Here is a 22,819-nt window from a genome sequence, read left to right as displayed (position 1 = left end):
CACGCCCATGGAACTCGGACTGAAGGGCAGGGTGGCCCTCGTCACCGGCGCCAGCAAGGGCATCGGCAAGGCGACGGCGATCTCATTCGCCAGGGAAGGCGCCCATCTGGTGCTTCTGGCGCGCACCGCATCCGATCTCGAAGCCGTAGCGCGGAAGGTTGCCGCCGAACATGACGTGCGCGTCCTGCCGATCGCGACCGACATCACCGAGGCGGGTGCCGTCAGGCAGGCCGTCGATACTGTTCGAAACCACCCGGATTTCGGCAGGGTCCATGTTCTGGTGAACAATGCCGGCAGCGCCATTCGCCGGCAAGATCGCCAGCTTCTGTGGGAGGACGACGACTGGCGGGCCGACCTCGAGATCAAGATGATCGGCTATCTGCGCGTCATCCGGGACTTCCTGCCGCTCATGCCGCGTGACGGCAGCGGCCGGATCGTCAATGTCACCGGCGCGGCAGGCATCTCCACCTGGTCGCCGGCCTTGACCCATGGCCTCAACAACGCAGCACTCAATCACGGTACCGGCTATCTGGCCCAGGATCTCGCCGCCGAGAAGATCACCGTCAATGCGGTGATCCCCGGCCTGATTGCCACAGAGTGGCGGCAATATTGGGCGGACAACGCCGGCAGCAACGCCGGAATATCACGCGAGGCGTTTCTGGAGAAATTCTGCCGGGAGAAGGGCATCATTTCCGGCCGCTGGGCACAGGCGGAAGAGGTCGCCGACGTGATCGTCTTTCTTGCCTCCGACCGCGCATCCTATATCAATGGTGCAAAGATCATGGTCGACGGCGGCATTCATGTGAACGCGCGCTGAAGAGGCGCAAAATGCCTTGCCGAGCTGTCGGCGACTCGAGGTTCGGCGGCGGGCGGCTTGCACGTCGCCCAGCAAGGGCCGCTCAGCCATCCTGGCTGGTGAACTCGCTTGGGCCAGCCGGCGCTTGCACACCGCAGAATGGATTTTTCCCGCGCTGCCTGAAGGAGAGATCACCGTCTCTTTAATCTGCTTGATTTATGGACAAGATTTGGTGGAAAATTGAGTGAGAGGAAAGATACTGTCTTCGGCCCTGCAGATGTTGCCAAACGTCGAGATTGCCAGTTCAAGGTATGAACGCAGTAAAGAGCCTGCCCTAGCAAGCGAAGCCTTGCAGGTGGGCGAGTACTTTTCTTTTCGTTGAAGATTCACATCTCTTTCGCCGGCGTGCGGCGGGGCGCCGCAAGCCTTTTCGCTGATCATGTTACCTGGAGGGAACAACCATGAGCCTACGCATCAACGACATCGCTCCCGATTTCGCGGCCGACACGACGCGGGGAACGATACAATTTCACGAATGGATCGGTGACAATTGGGCCGTCCTTTTCTCTCATCCGAAGAACTTCACGCCGGTCTGCACAACGGAGCTCGGCACCATGGCGGGCCTCGAAAAGGAGTTTGCCAAGCGTGGGGTCAAGATCATCGGCATCTCGGTCGACCCGGTCGAAAGCCATGGCAAGTGGAAGAGCGACATAAAGGTCGCGACCGGCTTCGACGTGGAGTATCCGTTGATCGGCGACCGCGATCTCAAGGTGGCCAAACTCTATGACATGCTGCCGGCCGGCGCGGGGGAGTCCTCCGAGGGACGCACGCCCGCGGACAACGCGACGGTGCGCTCCGTCTTCGTCGTCGGTCCTGACAAGAAGATCAAGCTGATCCTCACTTATCCGATGACCACGGGTCGGAACTTCAACGAGATCCTGCGGGCGATCGACTCCATTCAGTTGACCGCGAAGCATCAGGTCGCAACGCCGGCGAACTGGAACCAGGGCGAGGACGTGATCATCACGGCCGCTGTTTCCAACGAGGACGCGATCGCCCGTTTCGGTTCGTTCGACACGGTCCTGCCGTATCTGCGGAAGACCAAGCAGCCACTGAACTGAGCGGCTGACCGGGTCACCGCCGCGGCGTGCTCGCGGCGGCTCCCTCGATTGCATGGCTAAGAACGGCGCGCCGGGCCCGACATCGTGGTCGGCGTGCTGTTATGCATCCATGCTGACTTCCATCGCCTGGGCGCGTCGCTTCAGCCTTTTCGCGAGGCGCTTGCGATGATCTCGTCGGTGCTTTCGAGCAGTCGCCGCACGGCGTTGCGCGCCGCCTTGGGTTGCTGCAGCCGAATGGACTTCTCGACGTCCTCGTGCAGCCTCCTGGTGTGATGGAGACTGGCGTCTCGCCCAGTGACATGCTGGAAGAGATGGCTGAGGGCGGATTCGATCAGCGTACCGAGCGGTACCAGAAGTTCGTTGCCGGAGGCCTGCAGGATAGCCAGGTGAAACCGCGTGTCGGCATCTATTCGCTCCGGCAACGAGGAGGCGCTGGCCATGTCGCCAAGCGCCAGGCTTATATCCTGCATCTGTTCCGGGGTGCGCCTCTCGGCGGCGAAGGCAGCGGCCTCCGGCTCGATGATGTGGCGGAATTCCTGGACGGTCTTCAGGAAGGACTCGCGGTCGGGCGAGTCGGCGTACCAGCGCAGCACGTCGCGGTCGAGCAGGTTCCAGCGCTCCCTGGGTTCAACCCGGCTTCCGACCCTCGGGCGCGACGCCAGCAGGCTCTTGGCCATCAGCATCTTGATCGCCTCCCGCACAGCGGACCGGCTCACCTCGAAGGCCTTCGACCATTGTGCCTCGTTCGGCAATATGGTGCCGGGCGGATATTCGCCGCGCACGATCCTGAGGCCGATCTCGCTTGCCAGCGAGATATGAACATTCGGCCCGCCCATACGGACGGCGCTTCGGCGGCGCTTTATCGTGGGGCCGTGATCAGCGGCTTTCGCAACGCCCGGTGAGGGTCCCTTGGACTTCCCGTTCGGCATCGTCTTCCTCGCCTCGGCAAATTCCGGCCGACCGCGAGCCGGCCAGCCAGGAAGCTATCGGATCGGCCGCGCCGGCGATGCCTGGGATCAGGGAGAGGGCAATCAATGGGGCATGTCGCATCAGATGGCAGCAAGCAACGTCCCGCAGGCCCGGCTTAGGCGGCCGCGCCGGCACGATTGTCCGATCTTCGCAATGTCCTGACGTCTGTCGGCGTCCGTCGGGGCGGGCAAGGTGACTTGCCCGCCCCGAGGCGTCTTACTTCTGGATGCAGGTGTCGACCGTATCCTTGGTGCATTCGTCAAGGCCGGTGAATACCGGGTCGTCGACCTTCTCGCCCTTGATCAGGCTGATCATGACCGTCGGTGCCTTGTAGCCCATTTCGAACGGCCGCTGGCCGACGAGAGCTGTGACGAGGCCTTCCTTGGCGATTGCGACTTCGTCGCCGATCGTGTCTGCTGCGCCGATGACAAAGTCGTTGCTGGCGATCTTGTCTGCCAGAGGCTTGAACAGGTCACGATAGGGCTGCGGGGCGCCGAACAGCGGCCAGCCGCCCATGATGCCGAAGGCGTCGAGATCCGGGTTTGCGGCGAGGATGTCGGTCATCGCCTGCACGCCCTTGGCGCCATCGTCGTTGGTGAAGACCGGGCAACCGGCAACCTCGGTCCAGCCGCCTTCGCCGGCAAGCGCCGTCAGGCCCTTCTGGCCGCTGAGGGCGTCACGCATCCCCTGAGCGCGACGCAGGATGTTGTCGGCGCCGGGATTGCCCTCGATCGTGCAGATCTTGCCGCCGTTCGGCTTGCCCTTCTTGATGTATTCACCAATCTTGAAGCCCATCAGGTAGTTGTCGGTGCCGAGATAGGTCTTTCTCAGCGCCGAGTCCTCGGCTGCAAGGTCGGCGTCCAGCGTCATTACCGGGATGCTCGGGTTGGCCGACTTGATCGTCTGGGCGATCAGCTTGGCATTCGAAGGCGAAATGGCAATGGCTGCCGTGCTCGCCTTGCCGAGCATATCCTGGACGATCTGCGCTTCTCCGGCCTCATCAGAGGTCGATGCCGGGCCGGTATAGAAGCATTCATACTCGGCGCTGGCATTTTCCTTGTTCCATTTCTGGCAACCCTGGTTGATCGCCTCGAAGAACGGATTGTCGAGCCCCTTCACCACGATGACGACCTGTTTCTTCTCCTGGGCCCCGGCCTGGCTGGCCATGACCGCCAGAGCCGCGACTGCAAGCATTAATGCCTTCTTCATTTCTTCCTCCCTCTAAAACCAGCGGACACCGCGTGCCCGCCCCTCCAATCAACCCGGATACCAGACAATGCGAGGGTCATCCGACGGACGCTCGTACTGCCAGGCCGAGTCGATAAGCCTTTTCAAATCGTATTGGGGGTGCCAGTCCAACAGATACCTGGCCTTGGCGTTGTCCATCCAGTTCGAGTGGAACTGGCTCGGTATGTCGATGCTGTCCAGCCCGCGCGTGCGGGCGAGATAGGCCGCGACCTCACCGTAATCCACCGGACGATCCAACGAGATATTGAAGAGTTGCTGGCGCGCGCGCGGATTATCGATTGCGGCCAGGATGGCAGCGACCAGATCATCCACATGCACGAAATTGCGCTTCAACGGGTTCCCGTCGGCATCGCGCAGCAGCGGGATGGTGCCGTCGCGGGCGTAGCGCTTTGCGTCGTCCTCCGGGACCAGCGTCTTCCAGTCGGGGCCGCCGAAGACGTCATCTCCAAAGGAAAGCGTGTACCTGAAGTCATCCTTTTCCATGATCCAGGGCGCGCGCAGGCAGGTCCAGTCGATGTCGTACTGGATGCCAAACTGTTGAACCATCACCTCTTCGAGGACCTTCGACAGCGCGTAGCAGCCGGGATAGGCCTGGTGCGGCGTGTTCTCCGTGATCGGCCCGTCGTGACGATAAAAGAAATGGCCGATCCCCGCATCGCCGCCGACCATGAGGAATTGTCGGGCCGACGCGCTCTGCCGGAAAGCCTCGAGCAGCCAGAACAGGCCCTTGACCGTCACGTCCATGACGTCGTCGGGCGTTTCCTTGCAGGTTGCGAGATGAACGACGTGGGTGGTGCCGTCTACAGCGGCTTCCGCGACTGCGCGATCGGCGATCGATCCGCGCATGACCTCGACACGCTCCGACGGGTCACACACGCGGTTATGGCAAAGCGCGCGAATACGCGCCTTGGCAAACCGCGGATCGTCAAGCAGCCCCGCAATAAAGCGCTGCCCGACCTTGCCCGTTGCACCGGTGACAAGGATCAGCATGCTACTCCTCCCACGGATAGCTAATATTCAGCCGACCCTGTCGTCAACGAATATTTGTCCTACAAAACGGATTTTTGATTGCATTTCCGGGGTGATTTGGCCGCGGGTGTCATTGACGCTTCGGCAGGCATTTGCATAAATGATGAATAACGCCTTTCCGGGAGGAGACCGAAGGGCGGGGCAGCAGTTGGGCCGTCGCCGCAAAACCGCGACCTCCTGTGCTTGCCTTCATATGGGAGGATACAGGGTTGGTGGCAGTTCTCGAACTCACCAATATTTCGAAGCATTTCGGCGCCATACAGGCGGTCAACGACGTGTCGTTTTCGCTCGAGCCCGGCCAGGTCGTGGGGCTGATGGGCGACAACGGAGCGGGCAAGTCGACGCTGGTGAAGATGATCGCCGGCAACTTTCGACCGAGCGAGGGCGCGATGCGCCTCGACGGAAAGGAGATCGTGCTGCACCGGCCCATCGAGGCGCGCCAGCACGGTATCGAGATCGTCCATCAGGACCTTGCCCTCTGCAACAATCTTTCAGCGGCAGCGAACGTGTTCCTGGGGCGTGAACTGCGCCGCGGCGTCGGTCCGGTCAAGCTGCTGGACTACAAGACCATGTACCGGCGGGCGGGCGAACTCTTCAAGGACCTGAAGTCGGAGACGCGGGCGCGCGATCTCGTGAAGCAGATGTCGGGCGGCCAGCGGCAGGCCGTGGCGATCGCGCGCACCATGCTTTCCGAGGCGAAGCTCGTGCTGATGGACGAGCCGACAGCGGCCATCTCCGTGCGGCAGGTGGCGGAGGTGCTGAATCATATCCGGCACTTGCGCGACCGGGGCATTGCCGTCGTCCTGATCAGCCACCGCATGCCCGACGTCTTTTCCGTCGCCGACCGGGTGATCGTCATGCGGCGCGGCAGGAAGGTGGCCGACAAGCAGATCGCGGCGAGTTCGCCGGAGGAAGTGACGGGTCTCATTACCGGCGCGATCGAACAGGTCTGATCGAGGCGTTCGGCCGACATTAAGGAAACGAAGGTCGAAAATGGCAATTACTCTTGACCGCACGATCGAACACAAGCAGCACAGCGTAGTCTCGGTGGTGCTCGGCAGCCAGACTTTCTGGGTGCTTGTAGCCGTGATCCTCGCCTGTATCTTCCTTTCCTTCGCGACGGACTCCTTCGCGACGGCAAAGAACCTCTACAACATCACCCGCAACGTCACCTTCGTCGCGATCATCGCGCTCGGCATGACGCTGGTCATCATCACCGGAGGCATCGACCTGTCGGTGGGCTCGGTGCTTTGCCTCTGCAGCATGATACTGGCGGTCGTGATGCACGCGGGCTACAGCATCGAGGTCGGGATCGCTGCCTCGATCGGAACTGCCCTCATCGTCGGGGCGTTCAACGGCATCTTGATCGCCTATCTGAATTTCCCGCCCTTTGTCGTCACGCTCGGCATGCTGTCCATCGCGCGAAGCCTTGCCATGGTCGCGTCCAACAATACCGTCGTCTTCCAGTTCGGCCCCGACCACGACAAGTTGCTTGCACTTGGCGGCGGCGCCTGGCTCTTCGGGATTGCCAATCCCGTGATCTACATGATCGTGCTGGCGCTGCTGACCGGCTTCGTGCTGCGCTGGACGCGGTTCGGCCGCTACGTCTTTGCCATCGGCGGCAACGAACATGCCGCTACCCTGACGGGCGTGCCCGTACGGACGATCAAGGTTGCCGTGTACATGATCTCTGCGCTCTCGGCCGGTGTCGCCGGCATCATCCAGACCGGCTGGCTCGGCGCTGTCACGACCAATATCGGGGCGGGGATGGAGCTCCAGGTCATCGCGGCGGCGGTTATCGGGGGAGCAAACCTCGCCGGCGGTGTCGGTACCGCCTTTGGCGCGCTTATCGGTGCAGCCCTGATCGAGGTGATCCGAAACAGCCTCGGCCTGCTCGGCATCAATGCCTTCTGGCAGGGAACCTTCATCGGCGGGGCGATCGTATTCGCAGTCCTCTTCGACCGGATCCGCAATCTCCGGCAGAGCGAATGACCGCGCCGGAATAGGCCCGGACCGAAGCTCCGCGATCACGCGCCACATAGCGCTAAATCGCGGCGTTTGGCTCGTCGCCGCGGCGGCAGAGCTGCGGCTTCTGGCCTGTCGGGCGGCAGCCGCGCGCGCAATCCTCCAGCAAAATGATCGAAAATTCGGCTGCCGCGCCTTGACGTGCTGCGGTCGACTGCTCACTTCAAGGCAAAGCAAGTGAGCCTTTGATTTTTGTGCTAGAGACCGAAACGGTCATTTTTGGGTGCTGCAATGCAATCCTTGTCGAATTCAGTTTCCAGCCGGCCTGACGAAGACGACGGCGTCTGGCCGTTGCGAAGGAGGAAGATCCTCGACTGGCTGGTCAATGATACCCGCGACGAACGCTTCATCGACGTCATCTTCGTGGAGATGTGCGCTCGCCTGAGGGAGGCGGGCGTGCCGCTCGCCCGCGGGACGCTGCATTTCAGGGTGCACCATCCGCAGTGGATGGGCGCCCGCATATTGTGGCGTGTCGGCATGACGGAGGCGAAGATCAGTACCTTCGCCTATGGCGTCGAATCTACGCCGCAGTTTCTCAACAGTCCCGCGAACGAGATCTATAATGGGGCGATCGAGGTCCGGAAGAATCTCGCCACCGTTGTCGAGGGCGCCGAGCCATATTCGCTTTATGAGGAGCTGCGCAACGATGGCCTTACCGATTACGTCGCCTGGCCGATGTACCACACGCTCGGCAAGCGGCACATCGTCACCTTCGCCAGCGACCGACGCGGCGGCTTCAGCGACGAGGATATCAATTTCCTCAAGGACCTGCTGCCGGCCCTGACGATGGTCACGGAGATCAGGCTGAAAAACATCATGGCCCGAACGCTGCTGCAGACCTATGTCGGGCCGCATGCAAGCGAGCAGATTCTTGCCGGCGCCACCACACGTGGCAGCGGCGCGACCGTCGGCGCGGCAATCCTGATCTGCGACATGCGCAATTTCACCGCGATCTCCGATCTCTGGCCGCGCGACGACGTCATTGACCTCCTCAACGCCTATTTCGACGCCCTGTCCGACCCCATCGAGCGGCACGGCGGCGAAATCCTCAAGTTCATGGGCGACGGGCTTCTCGCAATCTTTCCGCTCAGCGATCCGATGGCCTGCGACAACCTCCTGAAGGCAATCCGGGGCGCGCAGTCGGCGCTGGCCGCGCTCAACGAGGAAAGCATCCGCAAGGGGCGGGAGGAGCTGCGCTACGGCATAGGCGTCCACGTTGGAGACGTGATGTACGGCAATATCGGTTCGCGCAAGCGGCTCGACTTCACCGTCATCGGCCCGGCCGTCAATCTCGCCTCGCGCCTCGAAACCCTGACCAAGGAGATCAAGCGTCCGGTGCTTCTGTCGCGCGCGTTCGTCGAGATGGCGCGCTGCGAAACCGAGCTCGAGAGCCTCGGCTCATTTCCGATCCGCGGGATCGGCGAACCCGTCGAAGTCTTCGCGCTGCTCGACTAGGCATTTCGCCTCGGACATGGCTTCGAGGCGAGAAGGGATGGTCCGGAAATGCTTCAAAGGGAGGCGGTTATGCCGCCGTCGACATAGAGCGTGTGGCCGTTGACGAAGGATGAGGCTTCGCTCGAAAGGAAGACGACGGCGCCGATGAGTTCGCCGACGTTGCCCCAGCGACCGGCGGGCGTGCGTTTTTCGAGCCAGGCGGAGAATTCCGGATTGTCGACGAGGGCCTGGTTGAGTGGCGTCTTGAAATAGCCCGGCGCCACCGCGTTGATCTGCAGGCCGTGTCCCGCCCAATCGGTGCACATGCCGCGGGTGAGGTTCCGGACGGCGCCCTTGGTCGCCGTGTAGGGGGCGATGCCGGGGCGGGCGAGTTCGCTCTGCACAGAGGCGATGTTGACGATCTTGCCGCGACCGCGGGCGATCATGTGGCGGGCAACCGCCTGTCCCACATAGAAAACGCTGGAGACGTTGGTCGACAGCAACTGCTGCCACTTTTCCGGAGGGAAATCCTCGAGCGGCGTCCTGAACTGCATGCCTGCATTGTTGATGAGGATGTCGATCGGGCCATCTCTCCGCTCGATGAGATCTACCCCCTCTCGAACCTTTTCGACCTCGGTGACATCGAAGGCTGCGGTCGATACGCGGTAGCCCTGGTCTAGGAGCTGCTGTGCGGCGGCGACAAGCTTCCCCTCGTCGCGCCCGTTCATCACGACTTCCGCCCCGTGCTCGGCCAGTCCCTGCGCAATCGCAAGGCCGATGCCCTGGCTCGATCCGGTCACCAGCGCCCGCCTGCCGGTCAGGTCGAAGAGAGAGGATGTCATGGTCTTTCTTTCCGTCGTCATCGATAAGGGCCGCCTACGATATGTCGCCAATGCTTCATTGACGACATATCGCAGTTTCCTCGATTGCGCGATGGTGTGTTGCGGTTCAGACGGGCGGGGAAGCTCAGCGTCCGCCGAAGCTTGCATTGCGGAAGAGATCGCCATGCTCGCGGGGAAGCGCACGCCAGTAGGAGGGAGGCGCGTCGACGGCTGCGCCCAGCAGCGCCGCGGCGTGCCAGGGCCAGCGCGGGTCGTAGAGGATCGCGCGAGCCAGCGCGATGAAGTCGGCCTTGCCCGTGGCGATGATGTCTTCCGCCTGGCGCGGTTCGGTGATGAGGCCGACCGAAATCGTCGTCACGCCGGTTTCCTTCCTGATCGCCTCGGCGAAAGGCACCTGATAGCCCGGGCCGACCGCTATCTTCTGAAGCGGCGAGATGCCGCCCGAGGAGGCATCGATCCAGTCGACGCCGCGCTTCTGCAGTTCCTTTACGAAGATGAGGGTCTGGGCGATATCCCACCCGCCTTCCATCCAGTCACTCGCGGAGACCCTGACGCCGACCGGCTTGTCGGCCGGGAAGGCGGCACGAACGGCATCGAAAACCTCGAGCGGGAAACGCATCCGGTTTTCCAGCGAGCCGCCATATTCATCGGTGCGATGATTGGAGATCGGCGAGAGAAACTCGTGCAGCAGATAGCCATGGGCGGCGTGGATCTCGACGCCGTCGACCCCGAGCCGGGCTGCGCGGTGCGCCGTCGCCACAAAGGCGTCCCGGACGCGGGCAAGACCAGCGCTGTCCAGCGCCTTGGGTGCGCGCTCGCCTTCCTTCTGCGGCACGGCGGAGGGCGCATAGGTTTCCCAGCCGCCTTCGCCGAAGGGGATGAGTTGGCCCGTCTCCCAGGGGACATGGCTCGATGCCTTGCGGCCGGCATGGGCAAGCTGCATGACGACGGCCGCCTTGGAGACGGTGTGCACCGCCTCCAGCACAGGACGAAGCGCCGCTTCGGTCTCGTCGTTGTAGAGGCCGAGATCACCGGGCGTGATCCGGCCGCTTGGCTCGACCGCCGTCGCCTCGATGAAAACCATGCTTGCGCCTGAAAGAGCGAGATTGCCGAGGTGGACGACGTGCCAAGGCGTCGCCTTGCCGTTGTCGGCGACATACTGACACATCGGCGAAACGACGATGCGATTGGGGAGATTGAGATTGCGCAGGGTAAAAGGGGAAAAGAGGCTGCTCATGAGCGCTTGTCCGTGCTGGGCTATGGAGATCGGTTATGCGAAGTGGCTGATGCCATGACGACAATAGTGAGGAATACTCTATATTGCCTTCCCGCAGCCCGAACTCAATGGCCGGTCACGCGATTGTTGCTGCGCCGCGATCCGTGTGTGCACCGCGGCAAACGACGATCACATCGCCGGAATGCGCTCGCTCAGGGCCCCGTGCCGAAGAAGACGAGGCGGGTGAACAGCGTATAGTTCGATTCCGAAACCATCATCGCGACGAAGACGAGGACGAGGATCGGTGGCAGCAGCATGGCGTAGACAAGCGCCAGTCTCTCCCAGGCCATGTGCATGAAGATCGCAACGATCAGCCCGGCCTTCAGGACCATGAAGATGAGGATCAGCGACCATCGTAGGTATCCCTGCAGGCCCACATAGTCGACGAGATAGGAGCACGCGCTGAGAACGAAGAGCAGGGCCCATATCACCAGGTAGAGTTTGATCGGGTGCTGCTGGGTATGCGAAGCCGCTTGTGCCATGGGATGACCTCACCACAGATAGAAGAACGCGAAGATGAAGACCCAGACCAGGTCGACGAAGTGCCAGTAGAGGCCGGTGATCTCGACGATTTCGTAGCGACCCTTCCTGCTGGTGAAGAAGCCTCGTCGCTCCTGGTCGAAATCCCCACGCCATACCTTGCGGGCAATGATCAGCAGGAAGATCACGCCGATCGTGACGTGAGTCCCGTGAAAGCCGGTGATCATGAAGAAGCTCGAGCCGAACTGCGCGGCGCCCCATGGATTGCCCCAGGGCCGCACGCCCTCGGAGATGAGCTTGCTCCATTCAAATGCCTGCATCCCGACGAATGTCGCGCCGAAGAAGGCCGTCACCAGCATCAGGATGGCGGTCATGCGGCGGTCGCGCCGGTATCCGTAGTTGACGGCCATCGCCATCGTGCCGCTGCTCGATATCAGCACGAAGGTCATGATCGCGATCAGGATCAGGGGAATGTGGTGGCCCGCTATGGTGAGGGCAAAGACCTCGCTGGGGTTCGGCCAGGGTACTGTCGTCGACATGCGCGCCGTCATGTAGGCAAGCAGGAAGCACCCGAAGACGAAGGTGTCGCTGAGGAGGAATATCCACATCATCGCCTTGCCCCAGGAGACGTTCTTGAACGCCCGCTGATCGGATGCCCAGTCGGCGGCAAAGCCGCTCATGCCGGGCTTGAGCGGCAACGGTTCGGAAATCTGCGTCTGCGTCTGGGTGCTCTGATGCATCTTCGGTTTCCCTTAGGTCAGCAGTTGACGGCAGATGTCGATGAGATTGTTGGCCCAGCCGCCAAAGAAGGCGAACAGCACGAGCCAGACAAGCAGCATGAAGTGCCAGTAGATGGCGCAGAGCTCCACCCCGAGGTGGGTCTTCGCAGCGCTCGTTCCGCCGATGCTCCGACGAATCGTGCGCCCGAGGGCGAACAGGCCGCCGAGAATATGCAGGCCATGCATTCCCGTGATGAGGTAGAAAAAGCTGTTTGCCGGGTTGTCGGCAAGCACATAGCCTTCGGAGACGAGCTGCCGCCACGCGAGGATCTGTCCTACCAGAAAGACGATGCCTAAGGTGAATGCGGCAAGGAGGCTGATCCGCATGAGGTCGTCCCGGCCGCGCTTGGCATCGACGCTCGCCCAATGCAGCGCCGCGCTGCTTGCCGCCAGCACGCCGGTATTGACCCAGAGCAGGCGCGGCATCGGAAGCGACCACCAGTCCGAGCCCTGCATGCGCATGAAATAGGCGCTGATGAACAGCGAGAACAGCGCGCCTACGACCGCCAGGAAGACGCCAAGCCCGATCTTTGCCGTCGGCGCCGGGGAACGGTTCGCGAAGGAGGTGTCGGCTGCCGTTCCGACCTCGAGCCAGGGCTTGGAGAGCAGCCGCTGCTTCGCCATCCACCAGATGATGATCGCGGCAAGGGCAGCCATGAAGACCAGGATGACACTCACGCCACTGCCTCCCCGGAGCGTCCGGCGATGCCCGGCTGGTTCTGCGGAATGAAGTCCTCGGGCGCGCCGGGCACGCTGTAGTCATAGGCCCAGCGATAGACGATGGGCAGTTCCTTGCCCCAGTTGCCGTGCGCCGGCGGCGTCTGCGGCGTCTGCCACTCCAGCGTCGTGGCCCGCCATGGGTTGCCGCCGGCGAGCTTGCCCTTCGTCAGGCTCCAGGCGAGATTGAAGAGGAAGAGCACCTGTGCGGCGCCGACGATAAGCGCCATGACGGTGATGAACTCGTTCAGCGTATGTGCCGATGGCGGGACGAAGGCCGTGTCGCCAAGCTCGAAATAGCGGCGGGGCACGCCGATCAGCCCGACATAGTGCATCGGGAAGAAGATCAGGTAGGCGCCGAGGAAGGTGACCCAGAAGTGTATCTTGCCCATGGTTTCGTTGAGCAGCCGGCCTGTCACCTTCGGATACCAGTGATAGATTGCTCCGAAGATCACCATGATCGGGGCAACGCCCATGACCATGTGGAAATGCGCGACGACGAACATGGTATCTGACAGCGGCACGTCGACGACGACATTGCCGAGGAAGAGTCCGGTCAGCCCGCCATTGACGAAGGTGACGATGAAGCCGAGAGCGAAAAGCATCGGCAGCGTCAGGTGAATGTCGCCGCGCCAGAGCGTCAGGACCCAGTTGTAGACCTTGATCGCGGTCGGCACTGCGATGATCAGCGTCGTGGTCGCAAAGAAGAACCCGAAGGCCGGGTTCATGCCGCTGACATACATGTGGTGCGCCCAGACGACGAAGCTCAGTGCGCCGATGATGACGATCGCCCAGACCATCATGCGATAGCCGAAGATGTTCTTGCGGGCGTGCGTGCTGATGAGGTCGGAGACGATACCGAAGGCGGGCAGCGCGACGATATAGACCTCCGGATGGCCGAAGAACCAGAAGAGGTGCTGGAAGAGGATCGGGCTGCCGCCACTGTGCTGGAGTTGCTCGCCCATCTCGACGATCGCCGGCATGAAGAAGCTGGTCCCGAGCACCCGGTCGAAAAGCATCATGACACAGGCGACGAAGAGGGCGGGGAAGGCGAGAAGCGCCATCACCGTCGCGGTGAAGATGCCCCAAACGGTCAAGGGCAGGCGCATCAGCGTCATGCCGCGGGTGCGACCCTGCAGCACCGTCACGACATAGTTCAATCCACCCATCGTGAAGCCGATGATGAACAGGATGAGCGACGACAGCATCAGCAGGATGCCCCATTCGCTTCCGCCGGGCGTGCCAGAAAGCACGGCCTGTGGCGGGTAGAGCGTCCACCCGGCGCCGGTCGGGCCGCCGGGCGCGAAGAAACCGGCGACGAGGACGAGGACGGCCACCAGATAGAGCCAGTAACTCAGCATGTTGGCATAGGGAAAGACCATGTCGCGAGCGCCAACCATCAGTGGGATCAGATAGTTGCCGAAGCCGCCGAGGAAGAGGGCGGTCAGAAGGTAGATCACCATGATCATGCCGTGCATGGTGATGAACTGGTAGTAGCGGTCGGCGTCTATGAAATCGAAATACCCCGGAAAGCCGAGCTGCAGCCGTATCATCCAGGAGAGCACGAGTGCGACCATGCCGATCGCGATCGCGGTCATGGAGTATTGGATCGCAATGACCTTGGCATCCTGGCTGAAGACGTATTTCGTCCACCAGCTTCTCGGATGGTAGAGGTCAACATCCTCCACCTCGGCTGGTGGGACAGGGACGCCAATACCCCTGCCTGTTCCGATATCGACCATGGTTCTTCCTCCCACATGGTTCGGCGATGCTTCCCTCCTCAAAGAAGCATCAGGTCATTTTGCTGCCACGGCCTTTCCTGACTCCAGCAATTGGGCAAAGGTCTGCTGCTGCTCCAGCCAGGCCTGGTAGTCCTGTTCGCTGTCGACGACGACGGTGCCGCGCATCTGCGGGTGGCCGACGCCGCAGAGTTCGGCGCAAAGGATCTCGAAAGTGCCGGTGCGCGTCGGGGTGAACCAGAAATAGGTCACCATGCCCGGAACCATGTCCATCTTGGCGCGGAATTCCGGCACGTAGAAATCATGCAGTACGTCGATGGAACGAAGCAGCATCTTGACGGGCTTACCAACCGGAAGATGTAATTCCCCGCCTTCGACGATCACGTCGTCGAGATTGTTGGGATCGTTCTTGTTGAGGCCGAGCGGATTGTCGGGATCGACATCACGCGTCTCGGACGTGCCGAGCTTGCCGTTGGCGCCGGGCAGGCGGAAGCTCCAGAGCCACTGCTGGCCGACGACCTCGACTTCGGTCGCCTCCTTCGGGACGGTGACGAACTGGTGCCATACGAAGAGGCCCGGTGTGAGCATCGCGACGACGCCGACGGCCGTGACGATCGCGAGCCACCACTCCAGTCGCCGGTTCTCAGGCTCGTAGGCAGCCCGATTGCCGGGCCGATGCCGAAAGCGAAGAACGCAGTAGGCCATGAAGACCACGACCGCGACAAAGACGACACCGGTGATCCAGAACGTGATGATCAGGGTATTGTCGATATAGCTCCAGTTCGACGCTATCGGTGTCCACCACCACGGGCTGAACAGGTGGAACAGCACGGAGCCCACCGCCAGCAGAACGAGAATCACCGCTACCGCCATTTCCTGCCCCTCCCTGCCGCGATCGGCTGTGGACATGAACCCGCATGCGTCGAAATCTGCTTCTTATTATCGCACCAACAATAAAAACAAGCAATTAGCCCGGTCTGTGAACTAGAAGCATCCAATCGGACAAAGCGATGCTCCTCATCTTCTGCGGACGGACCCCTGCCATGCTGCCGTAAGGCGAGGCACTGCGAGGGTTCCTATTGGGAATACTGCTTCAGGTAGGCGATGAGGTTGGTAATGTCGGTATCTTCCTTGAGGCCGGCGAATGCCATCTTGGTTCCCTTAACCTTGGCCTTGGGATCATGCAGGTAGTCGCGCAGCGTCGTATCGTCCCAGACAAGGCCGTTCTTACCGGCATCGACCATCGCGTTCGAATATTTGAAGTCAGGGTGAGTCCCCGCCGTTCGGCCGAAGACGTGGTTGAGCGATGGCCCCACCTTGTTCTTGTCCGAGTCGGCGATATGACAGAGTGCGCATTTCTTGAAGACGGTTCCACCTGCGGCAACATCCCCCTCCTGTGCGGAAGCTCCGGATGCGCAAAGCAGGGCAAAAGCCGCGGCAGTCAAAGGGACACGGTAAAGCATGGTTCCTCCCCATTTTTGCAAGATGGCCTACCAGTAGCCGCTCACCTCCTTCCAGAGGTGGCGTCGGCCCACGGGGCTGTCATCTTATTCCTCGTCCCAAAGGCGAAAATATATTAGTTGATTCAGAAATACTAGACGGTGCGACGACGTCGTCCACCGACCTTTCCGCGCCGGGCGCAACGGCCGTGAAGCGGGGCCGGGACGCTGGGAAATTATTGCTCTGCCAGCTTCAAAGTTCGTGAAAGCCAGCCCTTTTCCGCCGCGGGTCCGATGGATTCCCGCTTTACGATTTCGGAGAGGAGTGCCACGCGCAAGGGTGGCCGTTCCCTGGCCTCGGCGTCGAACAGCCGATCGGCGATGCGGCGAACCATCTCGGCTCCCATCTCAACCTGCGGTGTACGGACGGTCGTGAGCGGCGGCGACATTTCGGAAGCCAGGGCGAAGTCATTGAAGCCGACGACGGATATGTCTTCGGGAATGCGGATGCCGAGGCCGACAAGCTCGAAGATCACCGATGCGGCGAGCCCGTCATGGGCGCAGAAGAGGGCGGTCGGCGCCCGTCCCGAGCGAAGGTAGGTGAAGAACGCGTCGCGGAACCCATCCCTGGCATCCATCGCCACGTCGTCGATCATGGCCCCGGTCATCGCCAGCGCGCCATCGCGAAAGCCACGAAAGCGCTCGGATCGGCGAAGCGGGGTGATGTCGCGATGAACATATGCCATGTCGACGTGGCCGAGTTCGGCAAGCATTCCCGCCACCGCATAACCGGATTCCCAATCGGCGCCGACGACCTGGTCAATGGACTGCATCGGGCTGACGTGGCCGGCGCAGACCACGGGCAGGCCGGTGCCCATCGCGAGCGTTGCCCAGTCCGAGGGGTGGGGAACGGCAAGGATCAGGCCGACGACGGAGTCTTCGATGTGGTCCGTGTCCTGGAGGTAGCGGGCTTGCCGAGGAACGATAGCGAGCCCCAGTTTCTCGCCCTCCCGCTCCGCTCCATGCATGACGTTCAGCCAGACCTCGTTGCTGGCGGTGTCGATCTCGTCGCGGATGAAGAGGACCTGGCTCGTCGCCGCGCTCGCGTCCTGGGTGAGCGGATAGCCCATGGCCTGGGCGGTGCACAGGACGAGGTTGCGGGTCGCCTCTCCGACACCCCTCTGGCCGGAAAGGGCGCGCGATACCGAGAATTTAGAAAGACCAAGTTTATCGGCAATATCCTGGATCGTGACCTTCGTTCGGGCCATCAATTTCGCGCTTTCTCAGGAGAACTCGTCCGGATCGCCTGCAATCGCTCTTTCCATGCGACGGGCGGGATCTGCGAATGTCTCTCTGCTATCTGCGTGTGAGTATAGCAAACACATACGTATGGTTGAAGATAGCAACCTGTAGCCTCTTTGGTACTGCGCCGTGCTACTACGGCAGAGGTTGCGGCGACGAGCGGGGTTGACGGGTTAGCGTAGCAGGCTCTGGCCACCATCGATCCAGATCGGACTGCCGGTTATGTGCCGCGACCGGTCGGAGGCAAGGAAGGCGACGAGGGCTGCCACGTCCTCGCTCTTGCCACCCTTTCCGCCGGTGATGGGGATGTCACCTTCCGGCCAGATGACGGGGATACCTGCTATCTCCTCCTTTCTCTTGACGGTGCTGTCAGCGATTTCGGTTTCGATGAACCCTGGGCAGACGGCGTTGACGCGAACGCGATGCCGTCCGAGTTCCAACGCAAGCTGCTGGACCATGGCGACCTGCCCGGCCTTCGTAGCCGCATAGGCGGTGGCGCCGGGCGTGGTGAAGGTCCGCGTGCCGTTGATGGAGGAGATCACGATCACCGAGCCACCGCCCGCCGCCTTCAGGTGCGGAACGGTCAGATGCAGGGTCAGATAGGTACCCCGCAAGTTGACGGCGATCGTGTTGTCCCACTCCTCGGGCAACAGGTCGTCTACCGGCGCCCAGACGCCGTTGATCCCGGCATTGACGACTACGATATCCAGTCGTGAAAAGCGGTGGATCAGCGCGGCGACGGCGCTTCGCATGTCGCTCTCCTCGGAGACGTCGGCCGTCAGTGAAATTGCCTGGCCCCCGGCAGCTTCGATTTCGTCCCGGGTGCGATCGACCTCGTCAGCGGTGCGGCTCAGCACGGCGACCGCGGCACCGTTGGCCGCCAATTGAAGCGCCGATGCCTTTCCGATACCGGAGCCTGCACCGGTGACAAGAGCGACTTTGCCGGACAAATCCATTCGCGCGCCTCCGCAGGGTGGATTGGGCAGCGCCGGTCGTGATCGGGAATTTGCAACCGGGCCTCTCGGGTTTTAACTCCGTAACAGGCGCTCAGTTCCGGAAAACAAGGCATATTGTGAATGGACCGCGCATCAAAGCCGTCAAAAGTCGCGTAAAGCGCGAGATATCGCGTTGGAATTGGCCCAATGGCGAAGCTACGCTCCCCAGCGGAGCGCCGCGGTAGCCACGGGATCGTCCCATAGCTTGAGTTCCCGCTCGTCGAGAAGTGCAAGCGTCACCGAGAGGCCCGCCATGTCAAGCGAGGTGACATAGGTGCCGACAAGCGAGCGGGCGATCCGGAAATCCGCCGCTTCGCACAGGCGCCGTGCGATGCCGTAGGCAAGGTAGAGCTCGGCCGGTGGCGTTCCCCCGAGGCCGTTGACGAAGAGGAGGGCATTCTGACGGCCCTGCGACGGCAGGTCAGCAATGACGTTCTCGCACAGGCGCGCGACAATATCGTCCGCCGGGGTGAAAGCCTCGCGCATATGGCCGGGCTCGCCATGGATGCCGACACCCAGTTCCATCTCGCCGTCGGCCAGCGAGAAGGTGATGCGCTGCGTATCTGGCACGGTAACGCCGCGAAGAGCCACGCCCATCGTGCGGATTCGTGGGCTCAGGGCCTCGCCGAGCAGCTTCAGTTCGCCGAGACCCATTCCGCTTTCGGCTGCCGCGCCCAGCAGTTTCTCGATGACGACCGTGCCCGAAACGCCGCGGCGGCCGTGACTGCGGGTCGCGCCGTCCGTATCGATATCGTCGCGGACGATGATGGTTTCGATCCGGTGCGTGCCGGCGGCCATTTCGGCCGCCATCTCGAAGTTCATCACGTCGCCGTCGTAGTTCTTGACGATCAGAAGACAGCCCGCGCCTGTATCGGTCTCCTCGATCGCATTGACGATCTGGTCGGGAGTTGGCGAGGTGAAGACATGTCCAGTGCAGGCGGCATCGAGCATGCCGCGGCCGACGAAGCCGACGTGCATGGGCTCATGCCCGGCTCCGCCGCCCGAAATGACGGCAACCTTGCCGCGGGCGAGGTCTTTCCGGCGCACGCATTTGCGCTCGGCGCTGAACACGACCAATTCCTCATGGGCGCGCACGAAACCATCCAGGCTTTCGGCGACCATCGATTCAGCCGTGTTCATGAATTTCTTCATCGTGCCCCTCCCAGGCAGCGATCCTATTTAAGACGGCGATCGTTTGCCAGTGCGTTCCCCGAGTGCGCGGAATGCGGCGACAGGCCTTGCCGGGGCATCACTCGCCATCTCCCGAAATCGCGACGATCTTTACGACCAGATCGGCGATCGCCTCCTCCAGAAGACGGTTTTTCTTCTCGTCGCCGAAATCCGGCACCATCAGCGAGAGCTGCCGCAGCTTCTCGGAATTGCCGAGGTCGGGGAGCTTTCCGGGGTGGGCGGCCTGGTAGGCTTCGAGGAAACGTTCCTGTTCGGCCGGGCTGAAGTGGCAGACCCTGAAGATCGCCGCAAGGTGGCGCGCGGGAAGCGGGGTCGAATAGGCGGGGCTCGTAACCTGGGTGACAAAACTGCGATGCTTGCCCAGTGCGGTCGCAAGGCGCTGGCGCGTGCCGGAGGGACGGTTGTCGATGATCTGTGCCAGGATCGACTTGTAGGCGATGATAGCATCCTCGGTGGTTTCGCGCGCCATCCTATTCTCCCGCCACCGGGTCGCCATCGGCTCTCAGGGCTGCAATCCCGTCCAGCGTCGCTTCGAGCCGCGCAGGCGGCACCGAAATGTGCCGGAGCCCTGTCGCGAGCAGATCGGGGAGGCAACGCGGATCGGCTGCCATGTCTCCGCAGATGCTGACCGCCTTGCCCATTGCCGTTGCGTGGTCCACCGCAATGCGGATCAGGCGGAGCAGGGCCGGTCGGGCCTGCACATAGATCGGAGCGACCAGCGGGTTGTCGCGGGCGGCGGCGGTGACATACTGGGCAAGGTCGTTCGTCCCGATGGAGAAGAAGTCGGCCTCGCCGAAACTGTCCAGCATCAGGGCGGTGGCGGGGACCTCGACCATGATGCCGATCGGCGGAAACCGATGTGCAACGCCCTTTCCAGCTAGGTCCAGGGCCTCCTGGCGGAAGATCGCTACCATCTCCTCGACTTCGGAAGCCAGCGTCACCATGGGCAGCAGGACCCTGATGTCGCCTTGGGCCGCGGCCCGCAGGAGCGCGCGCGCCTGAGGCCGGGCAAGCTCGGTCCGAGCAAGCAGGAGCCGGATGCCGCGCATGCCGAGGAAGGGATTGCGCGTCTCCTGCGCAAGACCGGGGAGCGGTTTATCGCCTCCGAGGTCGAGCATGCGGATGATGACAGGCTTTTTGCCGGCGTGTTCGAGGATGCCGCGGTAGACCACGAATTGCCGATCCTCATTCGCGGCATCGGCTGGCGAGGGCAGCACGAATTCCGAGCGGACAAGGCCAATGCCTTCGACGGCCCCGAGGCTGGCATAGGCCGCCTCGGCCAGGTCGTTGACGTTGATGGAGACGCCGATCGGCACACCGTCGGCGGTCAGTGGCCGGCCGGTCTTCGAAAGCCTTTCGGTGGGTCCCGGCCGACGGTCGATCGCCGCGCGCGCCCTCGCAACATCTTCCCGATCCGGCTGCAGGAGGACCGTTCCGGCATCGCCGTCGACCAGAACGGAGGCGAGCTCCGCTACCGAAAAGGAGCCCGTACCGACCACCATCGGTACCGACTTCGCCTGTGCAAGCATGGTGACGTGGCTCGCCGTGCTGCCGCTGAAGAGCGCTATCCCGCCGCCCGAAGACCAGTCATGTGCGAGAAACCTGCTCGGCTCGAGTTCGCGCCCCACGAAGACGGAGCCCGCGGGAAAATCCTCTACCGGATTGCCGGCGATGGCGCCGAGAACGCGGTTCCTGATGTCGGCGACGTCGACCGCCCGCGCGCGCACCTGCTCGTCGTCGGCATCCTCCATGTCGCGAATATAGCTGTCGAGCGTGCTGCGCCAGGCGAAGGCGGCGGCCTCTCCGGCTTCGATTTGCTCGGTCACCATATCCGTCAGCGCCGGATCGGAGAGCATCTCGATCTGAAACTCGAGGATCGCCGCGCTGTCATGGTCCGACCGCCCGATCAATTCGGTGAGGGTGTCGATCGAGGTGCGGATCGCCTCGGCAAGCTCGCGCCGTTCGGCACCCGTGTCTCCTCGCGGCCACGGGCATTCCTCGATCTCGCCAGCCAGATGCGCAGGCCCGATGGCAATGCCTGGCGAGGCAGCCGTGCCTCGCACCTCATGCGCTCCGGCCATGCCGCTTTTCCTCATCAAAGTTGCGCTCCACCAGTTCCTTGAGCGCGACGATCGCCTCCTCCGCGCGGAACCCCTCGGCCCTGATCCTCAGGATGGATCCGCGACGGATGCGGGCGCCCATGATCTTGATGATGCTCTTGCCGTTCAGCCAGACGTCGCTGCCGTTCACCTCGATCTCGATCGTGCATGGAAAGGTTTTGGCAAGGCGCGTGAAGACGACCGACGGGCGGGCATGCAGCCCGATGCCGTGCGTGACTTCGATCTCGGTCTGGCAGTGCGCATGCACGTCGGATGCCTCCTGTGCTCCTGGTAGCGGCTTGTCGCTCATCAGGGCGAAAGTTCCTCGGCGGTAGCGACCACCCGGGCGAGCGAAGCACCTCCCGAAGCCTCCGCCGCCGCGATGACCGCCCCTTCGACAAGCGGCGCATTGCAGATGGAAACGAGCCCGGAGCGTGGCGGCCCCAGCATCTCGATCGCCATCTCGCTGTTGGTCTCAGCGCCGCCGAGATCAACGAAGACGGCGACGCCGGCGTTGGACCAGGCCGCCTCGATTGCAGCCATGATGCCGGCCGGATGGGTGCCAAGGCCGCCGTCCGCATTTCCGCCGGACCAGGAAAGCGGCACGCAGTCCCCCACCATCTGGCGCACCATGTCCGCGATGCCGCGCGCCACCAGCGGCGAATGCGACACGACTACGATACCCACATTGGCAGCCTTCCCGTTCATGCGGCGCGATGCTCCCCCAGATACCGGCAGATTGCGGCCGTCAGCAAAGCGCAGCTCGACGCGCCCGGATCAACATGACCGATCGACCGGTCGCCGAGATAGGCGGCTCGCCCGCGCATCGCCCTCATGGGCGCGGTGCGATCCGCCGACAGGCGCGCCCTTTCGGCAATATCGGCAAGTGCGGCACGCCGGGTGAGTTCGGCATGGATCGGATAGAGCACGTCGAGAAGCGTCTTGTCGCCCGAACGCGAGCGTCCGCGGCGGGCGACGGCATCGACGGCGCGCTCGAAGGCGGTCGCGAAATCCGAGGTCTTGTCCCGATCGCGCAACTCCCTGCCGATTTCCATCAGCAGGGTGCCATAGAGCGGTCCGGCGGCGCCGCCGATGTTCATGACGAGCGTGATGCCGATCTTTTCGACGGCCTCCGGAAAGGACAGGCCCGAGAGGTTCTGGCGCTCGGCGCAGACGGCGTCGCAGCCGCGCCGCATGTTGGTGCCGTGGTCGCCGTCACCGATCGCGCTGTCGAGCTCGCACAGGTGCTCGGCGTTCTGCGCGATCGCCTCGCGGCACGCTTCAATCAGCCCGGCAATGAGCGCCTGATCCGACTGCACTGCATCTCCCTCCCGACCC

The 22,819-nt window shown here is 62.6% G+C and carries 24 protein-coding genes; 5 read left to right on the top strand and 19 right to left on the bottom strand.

Annotated elements, in window-relative coordinates:
- Positions 1-7 precede the first annotated feature (7 nt).
- Together EV286_RS28240 and EV286_RS28235 are read left to right on the top strand one after the other, a co-directional pair.
- Entirely contained in the window at positions 8-817 is an 810-nt protein-coding gene (locus tag EV286_RS28240) for an SDR family oxidoreductase (RefSeq protein WP_132960575.1), read from the top strand.
- Positions 818-1,257: 440 nt separating this feature from the next.
- Entirely contained in the window at positions 1,258-1,917 is a 660-nt protein-coding gene (locus EV286_RS28235; protein ID WP_132960574.1) for a peroxiredoxin, read from the top strand.
- 140 nt (positions 1,918-2,057) lie between these two features.
- Here the strand turns inward: EV286_RS28235 and EV286_RS28230 are convergent, their stop codons facing one another.
- From EV286_RS28230 to EV286_RS28220, 3 genes are all read right to left on the bottom strand, one after another.
- Complete coding sequence (locus EV286_RS28230; protein WP_245500863.1) at positions 2,058-2,753, bottom strand: FadR/GntR family transcriptional regulator; 696 nt, start codon at positions 2,751-2,753, stop codon at positions 2,058-2,060.
- A gap of 349 nt (positions 2,754-3,102) precedes the next feature.
- Positions 3,103-4,095 carry a sugar-binding protein gene (locus EV286_RS28225; protein WP_132960572.1) on the bottom strand — a complete coding sequence of 331 codons (993 nt, stop codon included), beginning with the start codon at positions 4,093-4,095 and terminating at the stop codon, positions 3,103-3,105.
- Between the two features lie 48 nt (positions 4,096-4,143).
- Positions 4,144-5,124 (bottom strand): NAD(P)-dependent oxidoreductase, encoded by a 981-nt coding sequence (locus tag EV286_RS28220; protein ID WP_132960571.1) that lies wholly within the window; start codon positions 5,122-5,124, stop codon positions 4,144-4,146.
- Between the two features lie 248 nt (positions 5,125-5,372).
- On the opposite strand from EV286_RS28220, the gene EV286_RS28215 reads away from it, so the two are divergent.
- The 3 genes from EV286_RS28215 to EV286_RS28205 all read left to right on the top strand — a co-directional run bounded on the left by EV286_RS28215 (position 5,373) and on the right by EV286_RS28205 (position 8,643).
- On the top strand, positions 5,373-6,116 hold the full coding sequence (locus tag EV286_RS28215; RefSeq protein WP_132960570.1) for an ATP-binding cassette domain-containing protein: 744 nt from the start codon (positions 5,373-5,375) through the stop codon (positions 6,114-6,116).
- 40 nt (positions 6,117-6,156) lie between these two features.
- The gene (locus EV286_RS28210; protein ID WP_132960569.1) at positions 6,157-7,155 is read left to right on the top strand and encodes an ABC transporter permease; all 999 of its coding nucleotides are present in this window, start codon (positions 6,157-6,159) and stop codon (positions 7,153-7,155) included.
- Positions 7,156-7,419: 264 nt separating this feature from the next.
- Positions 7,420-8,643 carry an adenylate/guanylate cyclase domain-containing protein gene (locus EV286_RS28205; protein WP_132960568.1) on the top strand — a complete coding sequence of 408 codons (1,224 nt, stop codon included), beginning with the start codon at positions 7,420-7,422 and terminating at the stop codon, positions 8,641-8,643.
- Positions 8,644-8,696: 53 nt separating this feature from the next.
- Here EV286_RS28205 and EV286_RS28200 read toward each other — a convergent pair whose 3' ends face one another.
- From EV286_RS28200 to dhaL, 16 genes are all read right to left on the bottom strand, one after another.
- A complete protein-coding gene (locus tag EV286_RS28200; RefSeq protein ID WP_132960567.1) occupies positions 8,697-9,464 on the bottom strand; it encodes an SDR family oxidoreductase in 768 nt (255 codons plus the stop codon).
- Between the two features lie 124 nt (positions 9,465-9,588).
- A complete protein-coding gene (locus EV286_RS28195; protein ID WP_132960566.1) occupies positions 9,589-10,701 on the bottom strand; it encodes an NADH:flavin oxidoreductase/NADH oxidase in 1,113 nt (370 codons plus the stop codon).
- A 191-nt stretch (positions 10,702-10,892) separates the two neighbouring features.
- On the bottom strand, positions 10,893-11,222 hold the full coding sequence (locus EV286_RS28190; protein WP_132960565.1) for a cytochrome C oxidase subunit IV family protein: 330 nt from the start codon (positions 11,220-11,222) through the stop codon (positions 10,893-10,895).
- 9 nt (positions 11,223-11,231) lie between these two features.
- The gene (locus EV286_RS28185; protein WP_245500862.1) at positions 11,232-11,900 is read right to left on the bottom strand and encodes a heme-copper oxidase subunit III family protein; all 669 of its coding nucleotides are present in this window, start codon (positions 11,898-11,900) and stop codon (positions 11,232-11,234) included.
- A gap of 72 nt (positions 11,901-11,972) precedes the next feature.
- Complete coding sequence (locus EV286_RS28180; RefSeq protein ID WP_132960563.1) at positions 11,973-12,677, bottom strand: cytochrome c oxidase subunit 3; 705 nt, start codon at positions 12,675-12,677, stop codon at positions 11,973-11,975.
- Positions 12,674-14,458, bottom strand: coding sequence for a cbb3-type cytochrome c oxidase subunit I (locus tag EV286_RS28175; protein WP_132960562.1), 1,785 nt, complete (start codon positions 14,456-14,458; stop codon positions 12,674-12,676). The genes EV286_RS28180 and EV286_RS28175 overlap by 4 nt, the downstream gene beginning before the upstream one ends.
- A 54-nt stretch (positions 14,459-14,512) precedes the next feature.
- Positions 14,513-15,328, bottom strand: coding sequence for a cytochrome c oxidase subunit II (coxB, locus tag EV286_RS28170; RefSeq protein WP_132960610.1), 816 nt, complete (start codon positions 15,326-15,328; stop codon positions 14,513-14,515).
- A 203-nt stretch (positions 15,329-15,531) separates the two neighbouring features.
- Positions 15,532-15,918 (bottom strand): cytochrome c family protein, encoded by a 387-nt coding sequence (locus EV286_RS28165; RefSeq protein WP_132960561.1) that lies wholly within the window; start codon positions 15,916-15,918, stop codon positions 15,532-15,534.
- Between the two features lie 212 nt (positions 15,919-16,130).
- Positions 16,131-17,162, bottom strand: coding sequence for a LacI family DNA-binding transcriptional regulator (locus tag EV286_RS28160; RefSeq protein WP_132960560.1), 1,032 nt, complete (start codon positions 17,160-17,162; stop codon positions 16,131-16,133).
- 207 nt (positions 17,163-17,369) lie between these two features.
- Positions 17,370-18,152 carry an SDR family NAD(P)-dependent oxidoreductase gene (locus tag EV286_RS28155; protein WP_132960559.1) on the bottom strand — a complete coding sequence of 261 codons (783 nt, stop codon included), beginning with the start codon at positions 18,150-18,152 and terminating at the stop codon, positions 17,370-17,372.
- Positions 18,153-18,347: 195 nt separating this feature from the next.
- Entirely contained in the window at positions 18,348-19,343 is a 996-nt protein-coding gene (gene dhaK / locus EV286_RS28150) for a dihydroxyacetone kinase subunit DhaK (RefSeq protein WP_132960558.1), read from the bottom strand.
- Positions 19,344-19,440: 97 nt separating this feature from the next.
- Positions 19,441-19,851 carry a hypothetical protein gene (locus tag EV286_RS28145; RefSeq protein WP_132960557.1) on the bottom strand — a complete coding sequence of 137 codons (411 nt, stop codon included), beginning with the start codon at positions 19,849-19,851 and terminating at the stop codon, positions 19,441-19,443.
- A gap of 1 nt (position 19,852) precedes the next feature.
- Entirely contained in the window at positions 19,853-21,463 is a 1,611-nt protein-coding gene (locus EV286_RS28140) for a putative PEP-binding protein (RefSeq protein ID WP_245500858.1), read from the bottom strand.
- Positions 21,447-21,791: an HPr family phosphocarrier protein gene (locus tag EV286_RS28135; protein ID WP_132960556.1), complete on the bottom strand. Its 345-nt coding sequence runs from the start codon at positions 21,789-21,791 to the stop codon at positions 21,447-21,449. The genes EV286_RS28140 and EV286_RS28135 overlap by 17 nt, the downstream gene beginning before the upstream one ends.
- Positions 21,791-22,189 carry a dihydroxyacetone kinase phosphoryl donor subunit DhaM gene (gene dhaM / locus EV286_RS28130; RefSeq protein WP_132960555.1) on the bottom strand — a complete coding sequence of 133 codons (399 nt, stop codon included), beginning with the start codon at positions 22,187-22,189 and terminating at the stop codon, positions 21,791-21,793. The genes EV286_RS28135 and dhaM overlap by 1 nt, the downstream gene beginning before the upstream one ends.
- On the bottom strand, positions 22,186-22,800 hold the full coding sequence (gene dhaL, locus EV286_RS28125; protein ID WP_132960554.1) for a dihydroxyacetone kinase subunit DhaL: 615 nt from the start codon (positions 22,798-22,800) through the stop codon (positions 22,186-22,188). Before dhaL ends, dhaM begins: the two co-directional genes overlap by 4 nt.
- Positions 22,801-22,819: the final 19 nt, after the last annotated feature.

Origin of the sequence: Rhizobium sp. BK251 (assembly GCF_004345245.1) — a bacterium.
In the GTDB taxonomy this organism is placed as follows: domain Bacteria; phylum Pseudomonadota; class Alphaproteobacteria; order Rhizobiales; family Rhizobiaceae; genus Rhizobium.
This window is presented reverse-complemented; position numbering and strand designations above follow the sequence as displayed.

Coding starts and splice junctions, on each gene's coding strand:
- EV286_RS28240 (WP_132960575.1), top strand. CDS start 8: ATGGAACTCGGACTGAAGGGCAGGGTGGCCCTCGTCACCGGCGCCAGC.
- EV286_RS28235 (WP_132960574.1), top strand. CDS start 1,258: ATGAGCCTACGCATCAACGACATCGCTCCCGATTTCGCGGCCGACACG.
- EV286_RS28230 (WP_245500863.1), bottom strand. CDS start 2,753: ATGGGCGGGCCGAATGTTCATATCTCGCTGGCAAGCGAGATCGGCCTC.
- EV286_RS28225 (WP_132960572.1), bottom strand. CDS start 4,095: ATGAAGAAGGCATTAATGCTTGCAGTCGCGGCTCTGGCGGTCATGGCC.
- EV286_RS28220 (WP_132960571.1), bottom strand. CDS start 5,124: ATGCTGATCCTTGTCACCGGTGCAACGGGCAAGGTCGGGCAGCGCTTT.
- EV286_RS28210 (WP_132960569.1), top strand. CDS start 6,157: ATGGCAATTACTCTTGACCGCACGATCGAACACAAGCAGCACAGCGTA.
- EV286_RS28205 (WP_132960568.1), top strand. CDS start 7,420: ATGCAATCCTTGTCGAATTCAGTTTCCAGCCGGCCTGACGAAGACGAC.
- EV286_RS28200 (WP_132960567.1), bottom strand. CDS start 9,464: ATGACATCCTCTCTCTTCGACCTGACCGGCAGGCGGGCGCTGGTGACC.
- EV286_RS28195 (WP_132960566.1), bottom strand. CDS start 10,701: ATGAGCAGCCTCTTTTCCCCTTTTACCCTGCGCAATCTCAATCTCCCC.
- EV286_RS28190 (WP_132960565.1), bottom strand. CDS start 11,222: ATGGCACAAGCGGCTTCGCATACCCAGCAGCACCCGATCAAACTCTAC.
- EV286_RS28185 (WP_245500862.1), bottom strand. CDS start 11,900: ATGAGCGGCTTTGCCGCCGACTGGGCATCCGATCAGCGGGCGTTCAAG.
- EV286_RS28175 (WP_132960562.1), bottom strand. CDS start 14,458: ATGGTCGATATCGGAACAGGCAGGGGTATTGGCGTCCCTGTCCCACCA.
- coxB (WP_132960610.1), bottom strand. CDS start 15,328: ATGGCGGTAGCGGTGATTCTCGTTCTGCTGGCGGTGGGCTCCGTGCTG.
- EV286_RS28165 (WP_132960561.1), bottom strand. CDS start 15,918: ATGCTTTACCGTGTCCCTTTGACTGCCGCGGCTTTTGCCCTGCTTTGC.
- EV286_RS28160 (WP_132960560.1), bottom strand. CDS start 17,162: ATGGCCCGAACGAAGGTCACGATCCAGGATATTGCCGATAAACTTGGT.
- EV286_RS28155 (WP_132960559.1), bottom strand. CDS start 18,152: ATGGATTTGTCCGGCAAAGTCGCTCTTGTCACCGGTGCAGGCTCCGGT.
- dhaK (WP_132960558.1), bottom strand. CDS start 19,343: ATGAAGAAATTCATGAACACGGCTGAATCGATGGTCGCCGAAAGCCTG.
- EV286_RS28145 (WP_132960557.1), bottom strand. CDS start 19,851: ATGGCGCGCGAAACCACCGAGGATGCTATCATCGCCTACAAGTCGATC.
- EV286_RS28140 (WP_245500858.1), bottom strand. CDS start 21,463: ATGGCCGGAGCGCATGAGGTGCGAGGCACGGCTGCCTCGCCAGGCATT.
- EV286_RS28135 (WP_132960556.1), bottom strand. CDS start 21,791: ATGAGCGACAAGCCGCTACCAGGAGCACAGGAGGCATCCGACGTGCAT.
- dhaM (WP_132960555.1), bottom strand. CDS start 22,189: ATGAACGGGAAGGCTGCCAATGTGGGTATCGTAGTCGTGTCGCATTCG.